This window comes from Deferrisoma sp., assembly GCF_054681715.1.
In genome coordinates this window covers 1-9,109 of record NZ_BAAHFQ010000119.1, presented here as the reverse complement: position 1 = coordinate 9,109, position 9,109 = coordinate 1, and the positions used below count along the sequence as shown (strand labels likewise).

Below are 9,109 nucleotides of genomic sequence, written 5' to 3'. Positions count from 1 at the left end.
TCCCGGAGCACGGCGCGGCGGCTTCGGAGGATGACCGAGTTCGCGACCCGGGCCGGGGCCGGGGCCCTGGAGGCGCCCCTGGCCGTGGGCGGGGCCGACGAACTGGCCGACCTCGAGCGCGCCCTCGGGGGCCTCCGGGACGCCCTCCGGGAGGAACTTCGGCTCCTTCGGGCCGAGCGGGCCCGGCTCCACTCCCTCCTCGATCACCTTCCCGACGGCATCCTGGTGCTCGGCCGCGACGGCCGCATCCGGATGGCGAACCCGGCGGCCCGCCGGATCCTGCGGCTGGGGCACCCGGCCGAGGACCGAACGGGGGCGGAGGCGCTTCGCCACCCGGACCTTCAGACCGCCTTGGCGCGGTGCCAGGCCGACCCCGCGCACCCGCCGGACCCCGTGGCCGTGACCTGGCCCGACCCGCCCTGCCGGCTTCTGGCCCGGTTCGTCCCCCATCCCGACGAGGAGGGGGGAGCCGGGGTGCTCGTGGTGCTCCGCGACGTGACCCGGCAGCACGAGCTGGAGCGGATGCGGCGGGACTTCGTGGCGAACCTGGCCCACGAGCTGCGCACCCCGCTCACCGCCATCCGGGGGGCGGCCGAAACCCTGCCCGAGGCCCTGGACGAGGACCCCGGGGCCGCGGCACGGTTCCTGGAGTCGATCCGCCGCAATGCCCGGAGGCTCGAGGCGCTCCTGCAGGACGTGGCGGAGCTCGCCCGGATCGAGGCCGGCGCCGCACCCCTGCGGCCCGAGCGCGTGGACGCCCGGGCCCCGGTGCGTGCCGTGGTGGAGATGTTCTCGGCCGAGGCCGAGCGGGCGGGGGTGGATCTCGCGGCCGAGGTGCCGGCGGACCCGGTGGAGGCGTCGATCGACCCGGAAAAGCTGGAATCGATCCTGATCAACCTGGTGCAAAACGCGGTGCGCTACACCCCGGCCGGGGGCCGGGCGCGGGTGCGGCTCGAGGCGCGGGACGACCGGCTGGTCTATCGCGTGGAGGACACCGGGATCGGGATCCCGCCCTCCGAGATCCCCCGGGTCACCGAGCGGTTCTACCGGGTGGATCCCGGCCGGTCCCGGGCCACGGGCGGAACCGGCCTCGGCCTCGCCATCGTGAAGCACCTCACCGAGCTCATGGGAGGGACCCTCCGGATCGAGCCCCTCCACCCCCGGGGCACCCGGGTCACGGTGACCGTGCCCCGGGACGCCGCGGCCCCGGTCACCCCTTAGGCCGCCTTCCGCACGGCGCAGAGAAGGGCCTTCATCTGCGGATACCCGAAGATCGGCTCCCGGCACCCCACGTCGGTGAGAAGGTTCGCGTTCTGCTCCCCCTCCCACCCGTGGGGCACGAACACCACCCCCTCGGCCACGTTGGGGTCCACCTTCACCCGCATGCGCACCCGGCCACGGTTGGTCTCGATCTCGGCGAGGTCGCCGTCCGCCAGGCCGTACCGTGCGGCCGTCTCGGGCCCGATCTCGGCGTACGGCTCCGGGCTTTTCTCCTTGAGCCCCCGGATCCGACGGAACTGGCTGTGGGTGTAGTAGTAGTTCCGGTGCCCTGTGGTGAGGATGAGGGGGTACCTCTTCCGGTACTCGGGATCGGCCTTCACGGGGCTTCGGTCGGGCTCCAGATACACCGGCAGCGGATCGGCTCCCGCCCGGGCCATGGCCTCGCTGTAGAGCTCGATCTTCCCGGAAGGGGTGGGAAGATTCGGCGGCATCTCGTAGCGCTTCTTCCCATAGAAGTCACCCTCCGGCTTCTCGTGGAGCAAGTAGTCGAACGAAAGCCCGGTGGGTTCGAGCTCGAACGCCACGAACTCCTCCTCGGTCGCCCAGGGGAAGTACTCCCCGAGCCCGAGCCGCCGCGCCAGCTCCGTGAACACCCACCACTCCGAGCGCGACTCGCCCAGGGGTTCGATGCACTTCTTGCGGAGCATCATGTAGGGGAGCCCGTGGCACACGTTATAGGTGTACGCCACCCCCCATTTCTCCAGGTGGGAGCAGGCCGGCAACACGTAGTGGGCCTCCCGGGCCGTCTCGGTGAGGAACATGTCGTGCACCACAAGGAGCTCCAGGCGCCGGAACGCCTCCCGGAACGCGTTCGAGTCGGGCATGGAGACCAGGGGGTTTCCGCCCACCACCCAAAACGCCTTGAGCTTTTCGGGCACGGCCTCGGGCACCTTGGTAACCACGCCGTAGGGGCTCTTCCGGCCCCACAGCTCCACGAACAGGGGGTATTCGTCGGCGCCCAGGGGATCGCCCCCCGCGTCGAGGCCCACGTTCCCGAACCGGGGGCGCGGGCTGATGACCCAGCCGCCGGGCACGTTGACGTTGCCGGTCACGACCTGGAGCGCGGCGAACGCCCGGCTTGCCTGCACCCCGGCGGCCGTCTGGTCCTGGGTGCAGGTGCCCTGGTAGATGCTCGCCCCTTTGGTCTCAGCCATCCACCGGGCCAACCGGCGGATCTGATCCGCCGGCACCCAGGTGAGCTTCTCGGCCCATTCGGGGGTGAACTCCCTCACGTGCCGGGCCAGCTCCTGGAACCCCACGGTATGCCGCTCCACGAACTCCTTGTCGTAGAGGTCGTTCACGATGATCTCGTGGAGCATGGCCAGCGCCATGGCCGCGTCGGACCCCGGCCGGATCCGCAGGTACAGATCCGCCCTCTCGGCCATGGGGATCCGCCGCGGGTCGATCACCACCAGCTTCGCGCCCCGCTTTAGGTTCTCCTCGATCGCCAGCTTGAGCGGAAAGTCGCTCGCGTCCGGGTTGTGGCCCCACAGGATGTAGAGTTTCGAGTCCAGCTCCTCCACCGGGTACTTGCCGAACGTAATCTGCCGCGCCCGGATCCGCATCCGGTAGCACACGCTCTCCACCGAAAAGAAATTGGGCGAGCCAAATGCCGCCTTGAACCGCTGGGCCAGCCCGGCCATCTCCAGGTTCTCGACCCCGATCGATCCGCTGAACATCCCGAGCACCTGGGGCCCGTGGTCGCGCCGAAGCTGGTCGAGCTTGGCCGCGATCTCGTCGAGCGCCTGGTCCCACGAGATCTCCCGAAACTCCCCGTCCACCCGCTTCAGGGGCCGGAGGATCCGGTCGGGGTGGTAGATGTTTTCGAGGGCCGACTCCCCCCGCGGACAAAGCTGCCCGCGGTTGAGAGGGTGCGACTCCAACCCCTCCACCTTTACAGCCCGGCCGTCTTGCACCGTCACCTTGCAGCCGCAGCTGTGGTAGCACAGGGTGCAGTCCGTGTAGATCACCTGGGGTTCCGTCTGATGGCTCGCCATGGGTCACCTCCGGTACGTCGGCGAGAATGGGGCCGGCCCCGGCAACCAGCGGGGCCTAAACCCGACCTGAAGGCACCCGGGCCCGCCTTTGGAGCCCGGGCGTGGCAATATTTCATGAGGCGAAATACTATTTTATTCCTCAGCTTACTTGGGGCGGTCCCGGCTGTCAAACTTCGGTTCATAGGCTTCTGCGACACCCAAGCCTACCCTGGAGCTCCGATCGCGCCAAGGGGTTCGTGTCCGGCCGCCAACCATTTTTTGTTCACTCAAGACAACTTTGCGAAGGGAATGCACCTAAAAAACGCGCCACCCATGACGCCGCCCCCTTGACGCGCATCCCCGAGCCGGGCATACTTCGAACCATGTTTGTTCTGCACCAACGCCCACACGGGTGCCCCTTCCTGGCGCGGGGCGTTCGGGACGGCCGCAGAACAGAGATGCCGGAAGCGCCAAGCTGGGGTTTGGCCATTCCAGTGAACGCTCCGTTTGCTCGAGCGGGGGTGGTGCTCGCCCCCCTCGAGAAGTAACGGCGTTTCATCCAAAACCCGGGACCACGAGGACCCATGCACCAGCCGGAGACGGGGGGGGCAGTGGTGGAACGGCTGCGGGGTATGGTGGCATAGGGCTCGGGGGTTCGCGTGCCGCCAGCCCCCCCACGTGCCGGGGGCCATCTGCCTCGTGGGGCGAGAACACTCACCGCACGGCCGGCACGATCTCGGCCCTCAAGGCCCAGTTTCTCGGGCTGGCAGAAGAAGGAACCGGTGAACCGGAGCGATCCCCCCAACCCCGGCGCCCCGCGCCGGGCACCCGGAAGGAGGAAAAGCCATGAACCGTCGCATCCGAACCGTCTGGCTCCCCCTGGCTCTCATCCTCTGGCTCCCGGCCGCCGCGTGGGCTGGGGTGACCCTGACGTACAGCAACTTCTTCCCCCCGACCCACGTCCACAGCAAGCTCGCCGAGGAGTGGGCGAAGGAGATCGAAAAGCGCACGAACGGCGAGGTGACATTCCAGCTCTTCCACGGCCAGACCCTCACGAAGGGCAAACAGGCTTACGACGGGGTGGTGAGCGGCATCTCCGACGTGGCCCTGTCGCTCTTCGGGTATACCCCGGGTCGGTTCCCGGTGATGGAGGCCGTAGACCTGCCGTTCGGGTACCCCAACGCCAAGGCCGCCACCGAGGCGATCAACGAGGTGTACCGCCAACTGAAGCCGAAGGAACTCGATGACGTGAAGGTGCTCTACCTCCACGCCCACGGCCCGGGGCTCCTTCACAGCAAATCGAAACCCATCCGGACCATGGAGGACCTCAAGGGCCTCAAATTCCGGGCCACCGGGTTCGCGGCCAAAATCGTGAAGGCGCTCGGGGGAACCCCCGTGGCCATGCCCATGCCCGAAACGTACCAGTCCCTGGCGAAGGGCGTCGTGGACGGGGCCCTTTTTCCCATCGAGGCGTTGAAGGGCTGGCGGCTGGGAGAGGTCGTGAAGTACACCACCCTCAGCTACTCCGCGGCCTACACCTCGGGGTTTTTCGTGGTCATGAACAAGCAGAAGTGGAACGCGCTCCCCGACAGCGCCAAGAAGGTGATCGACGAGGTGAGCCAGGAGTTCATCCCCAAGTCCGCGGCCGCCTGGGACCAGATCGACGAAGAGGGCAAGAAGAACTACATCGAAAAACAGGGCGGCCACCTGGTGGAACTCTCGGCCGAGGAGGCGGCCCGTTGGAAGAAGGCGGTGGAGCCGGTGATCGAGGAGTACGTGAAGGACAAGGAGGCCAAGGGCCTGCCGGGCAAGAAGGCCGTGGAAATCATCCGGGGCGTCCTCGCCAAATACAAATAGCCGCGCTTCCCTGGCGGGTGTCCGCCCGGCGCGGCGGGCACCCGCCCCTCTTCATCCTGGAGCTCCGTCATCATGCGTTTTCCGCTCTTTGACCGCGCCACGGCGGTGGCCAACGGCCTGAGCGCCACCTGCCTTGCGGGCATGATGCTCCTGACCTGCGCCGACGTGATCGGCCGGGCGGTCGGCCACCCGATCCTGGGGGCCGTGGAGCTGACCGGCATGCTCGCAGCCCTCACGTTGGCATTTTCGCTTCCTTACGCCCACCAGAAACGGGCCCACGTGGGTGTCGAGCTTCTCGTGATGCGCCTGGGCGACCGGCCGCGGGCGGCCGTGGATCTCGTGACCGGGATCCTCGGCACGGCCCTGTTTACGGTGGTGGGGTACGAGATGTGGGACTACGCCACGACCATGAAGCAGGCCGGGGAGGTGTCCATGACCCTGCGGATGCCCACCTACCCGGTGATCTACCTGATCGCGGTGGCCTTCTACCTGTTCGCCGCCGCCTACGCCCTGGACGTGATCGACTGCGCGGGCACCGTGGTCCGCGGCCGCAAGGAGGAGACGTCATGAGCCCCATGGCCGTCGGGGTGGCCGGAATCCTGATCCTGGTTGCGTTTTTTTTCACGGGGATGCCCGTCGCCTACGTGATGACCCTGATCGGCGTGGCCGGGTTCGCCTACATGGTAAACCCCGCGGCCGCCCTGAACCTCACGGCCCGGGACATCTGGGGGGTGTTCACCTCCGAGGGGCTCACCGTGATCCCGCTCTTCGTGCTCATGGGTCAGATCGCGTTCAACGCCGGGATCAGCCGAAGGCTCTACGACTGCGCCTACAAGGTGCTGGGGGCCACCCCCGGGGGCCTCGCCGCCGCCACCGTGGCCGCCTGCACGGCCTTCGGCACGGTGTGCGGCTCGAGCCCGGCCACCGCCGCCACCATGGCCGTCGTAGGCCTGCCCGAGATGCGCCGTTACGGGTACGACCCCGCGTTCGCCTCCGGGAGTGTGGCCGCGGGCGGTGGACTGGGGATGCTGATGCCCCCGTCGGTGCTCCTCATCGTCTACGGCATTCTGACCGAGCAGTCGATCGGGGCGCTGTTCGTGGCGGGGGTGGTTCCGGCGATTTACATGACCCTCTGGTTCCTCGGGGCCATCTGGCTCTATTGCAAGCGCCACCCGGACCACGCCCCCCCGGGGGAGAAACTCCCCTGGAAGGAACGGCTGCTCTCGCTCCTGGAGCTCTGGGAGACCCTTCTCGTTTTCTTCCTGGTGATGAGCGGCCTGTTCCTGGGGTTCTTCACCCCCACCGAGGCCGGCGCGGTGGGCGCGTTCCTGATCCTCCTCCTCGCCCTGGCCCGCCGCCAGATCTCCTTCGCCGGGATCGTGAAATCCCTTTATGAAACCGTGCGCACCTCGGCCATGGTGCTCCTCCTCATCGCCGGTGCCACGATCTTCGGCCACTTCCTCGCGGTGACCCGACTCCCCTTCGAACTGGCCGCGTGGGTCGGCGGACTCGACCTCCCGGGCTGGATCATCATGGCGGCGATCGTGGGGATCTACCTCGTGGCCGGGTGTTTCATCGACGCCATGGCCCTGGTGATGCTCACGATCCCCATCTTCGCCCCGATCGTGACGAACCTCGGCTACGACCTCATCTGGTTCGGGGTGATTATCGTGCTCGTGGGCCAGATGGGCGTCATCACCCCGCCCGTGGGGATCAACGTCTACGTGGTGAACGGCGTAGCGCGGGACATCCCCCTGCACCTGATCTTCAAGGGGGTGATGCCGTTTCTCGTGGCGCTCGTCCTCGGCACCCTGTCCTTGATCGCGGTGCCTCAGATCATCACGTTCCTGCCCAAGATCATGTACGGTTGACGGAAGCGCAGGCTCCGGAATGAAGCCGTCCCGCATGCAAAGGGGCCGAGGACCGTGGTGACCCGCGCCTCGTGGGGAACGGCCGTCTACGGCCTTTCCCTGGGGATCCTCGCCGCGTTCCACCAGTTCAAGGTGCCCCCGGCACTGCCGGAACTCGTGCGCGCCTACGGGTACCCGCCCCTCGTCTCCGGGGCCCTCATGTCGGTCTACGCGGTGGCGGGCAGCCTGTTCTCCTGGCCCGTGGGACGCTGGTTCCGGACCCTGGGGCCGGGGCCTTTGATCCTTGCGGCACTGACCCTCCTCGCCCTCGGCACGGGAATCGGTCTGAGCCTCCCGGGGACCGCCGGATGGATGCTCTTTGGCCGTTTCCTTGAAGGAACGGGTTTCGCCGTGCTCGCCGTGGTGGGTGGGGTGCTCGCAACGGCCGGCGCCCCGCCGGGCCGAAAGATGCTCGCCACGGCGCTTTGGGCCACCTGGATCCCGGCAGGGCAGGTGTTGAGCAGCCTTGCAGCCAGGGGACTCGCGGCGAACGGGTCCTGGCCCCGGCTGTGGTGGGCTTCCCTCGTCGCCACGGCGGTCCTGGCCGCCTGGGGGCTCGTGCTCGCACGGGGGGACGGTCTTCGGGTCGACGAGACCGAGGGGCTTCCCTCTGCGTCCTCCCAGGGCGGCTCCAGCCGGCGGCGGGTCCCGCTCCTTCTGGCGTCGGGCCTCTTTCTTCTCTGGGCCATGCAGTTCATCGCGTTTATGACCTGGCTTCCCCTGTTCCTGGTGGAGGTCCACGGGCTGAGCTCCGGCGGGGCTGCCCTTATCTACGGCCTGCCCCCGGTCCTCATCATCGCGTTCAACCTGCTTGCCGGGACCCTGCTCGCCCGGGGGGTTCCCCTGCTGTCCCTGATCGGGGCCGGGCTCGTCGCCCAAACCTTCGTGTGGTTCGTGGCGCCGGCCACAAGAAACCCTACGTGGGGCCTTGCCCTCCTCGCGGTCTACGGCGTCGCTTCGGGGGTGATTCCCACTTGCATCTTTGCGCTGCCCGGGCGGCTCCAGGGCGTGGGGTCCGCGGCGCAAAGTTTCGGCGCCCTCATGATGGGAAGGAACCTCGGCGTGGTGGTGGGGCCGGTGCTCCTTGGGGAACTCATAGGCCTGGCGGGCCGGTGGGACGTGGCCGCCCGCACCCTGGGGAGTTCCTGCCTTCTAGCTCTCATTGTCGTCGGGCTGCTCAAACCTCACGTTGCGGCCAATGCATCGGAGGCGCGAGCGTGTCTTTGATCCTGCCCGCAGCCGGCCTGCTGGCTCTTCTTGCAGGCCCCCTTTGGTTCTGGTGGGAGGCGCGCAAAGAAGGCCAGCCCGCCCGGCTTCGCCGAAAGGCGATCGCGGCGTCGTCGATTCTAGGGGCCCTCCTCCTCGCCGCCCTGGTCGCTCCGCGGGTCCGGAGCTCCTTGGCCGCCACGAGCTGGGCGTTCGTTCTCGGCGTGGGGGCCCTTTTGATCCCCACCAGCCCCAACCGACGAGCTCTTCGGTCCACGGCCGGATACGTGTTGGGGGACGTCGAGCGGGTGGACGAGCGCGACATCGTCTTCGCCCGGAACCGTTCCCTCCCTCCCGGGTCGCCCGAGCACCGCGAGTCTTACGGACAGTTCCACCCACAGCGGAAGGAATTCAACGACGAACGGCGCGCAAGGGGAGGGCCCCCCGGGGACTACCAGGACCAACGAAAGTATTGTCAGGTCCCTGTCGTTGCTACGGAAACCCGCGGCTGGGGGGCCGGTGGAGAGCCGGGTGCGGCCCCTTACCTCGCCGCGTCCCCACCAGGCTTGGATAGCCCTGGAAGATCCGGAACCTCCGCCACCGGCGCCGCGGCCTGTTGTGCCGACAACGGCGTGCGAAGGCGCGGCGGTCGGATGCCGCACTCACGCCCGGCGCTCCAGCAGGCCCCATGCCCCCGACCGAGGCTATTTAGCCGCCGGAGTAATAGTAACGCCCTGTTGCGTATTCCGAGGAAGTCGACCACCGATTCCGGTGATGTCGTCCAGGGGGTCGGAGCGAAGCGACGCTGGGGGGTGGATCATACGCTCAAGTGGTCGGCATGGGTCAACGGGGAGTGGGTTTTTCGTCGGGACTCTCCCT

6 protein-coding genes are annotated in these 9,109 nt (G+C 68.1%); 5 read left to right on the top strand and 1 reads right to left on the bottom strand.

Going from position 1 to position 9,109, the window contains the following annotated elements; translation table 11 throughout:
• Positions 1-1,221 (top strand): ATP-binding protein (locus tag ACY0I8_RS13780; protein WP_461395218.1); only part of this gene is annotated, 1,221 nt, incomplete at its 5' end.
• On the opposite strand, the gene ACY0I8_RS13775 is transcribed toward ACY0I8_RS13780, so the two are convergent.
• Positions 1,218-3,278 carry a molybdopterin-containing oxidoreductase family protein gene (locus tag ACY0I8_RS13775; RefSeq protein WP_461395217.1) on the bottom strand — a complete coding sequence of 687 codons (2,061 nt, stop codon included), beginning with the start codon at positions 3,276-3,278 and terminating at the stop codon, positions 1,218-1,220. The genes ACY0I8_RS13780 and ACY0I8_RS13775 overlap by 4 nt on opposite strands.
• Positions 3,279-4,103: 825 nt before the next feature.
• On the opposite strand from ACY0I8_RS13775, the gene ACY0I8_RS13770 reads away from it, so the two are divergent.
• The 4 genes from ACY0I8_RS13770 (at position 4,104) to ACY0I8_RS13755 (ending at position 8,251) form a co-directional block, all read left to right on the top strand.
• On the top strand, positions 4,104-5,114 hold the full coding sequence (locus ACY0I8_RS13770) for a TRAP transporter substrate-binding protein (RefSeq protein ID WP_461395216.1): 1,011 nt from the start codon (positions 4,104-4,106) through the stop codon (positions 5,112-5,114).
• A 72-nt stretch (positions 5,115-5,186) separates the two neighbouring features.
• Positions 5,187-5,684 carry a TRAP transporter small permease gene (locus tag ACY0I8_RS13765; protein ID WP_461395215.1) on the top strand — a complete coding sequence of 166 codons (498 nt, stop codon included), beginning with the start codon at positions 5,187-5,189 and terminating at the stop codon, positions 5,682-5,684.
• A complete protein-coding gene (locus ACY0I8_RS13760; protein WP_461395214.1) occupies positions 5,681-6,985 on the top strand; it encodes a TRAP transporter large permease in 1,305 nt (434 codons plus the stop codon). The genes ACY0I8_RS13765 and ACY0I8_RS13760 overlap by 4 nt, the downstream gene beginning before the upstream one ends.
• Positions 6,986-7,042: 57 nt before the next feature.
• Positions 7,043-8,251: an MFS transporter gene (locus ACY0I8_RS13755; RefSeq protein ID WP_461395213.1), complete on the top strand. Its 1,209-nt coding sequence runs from the start codon at positions 7,043-7,045 to the stop codon at positions 8,249-8,251.
• Positions 8,252-9,109 lie beyond the last annotated feature (858 nt).

Coding starts and splice junctions, on each gene's coding strand:
- ACY0I8_RS13765 (WP_461395215.1), top strand. CDS start 5,187: ATGCGTTTTCCGCTCTTTGACCGCGCCACGGCGGTGGCCAACGGCCTG.
- ACY0I8_RS13775 (WP_461395217.1), bottom strand. CDS start 3,278: ATGGCGAGCCATCAGACGGAACCCCAGGTGATCTACACGGACTGCACC.
- ACY0I8_RS13770 (WP_461395216.1), top strand. CDS start 4,104: ATGAACCGTCGCATCCGAACCGTCTGGCTCCCCCTGGCTCTCATCCTC.
- ACY0I8_RS13760 (WP_461395214.1), top strand. CDS start 5,681: ATGAGCCCCATGGCCGTCGGGGTGGCCGGAATCCTGATCCTGGTTGCG.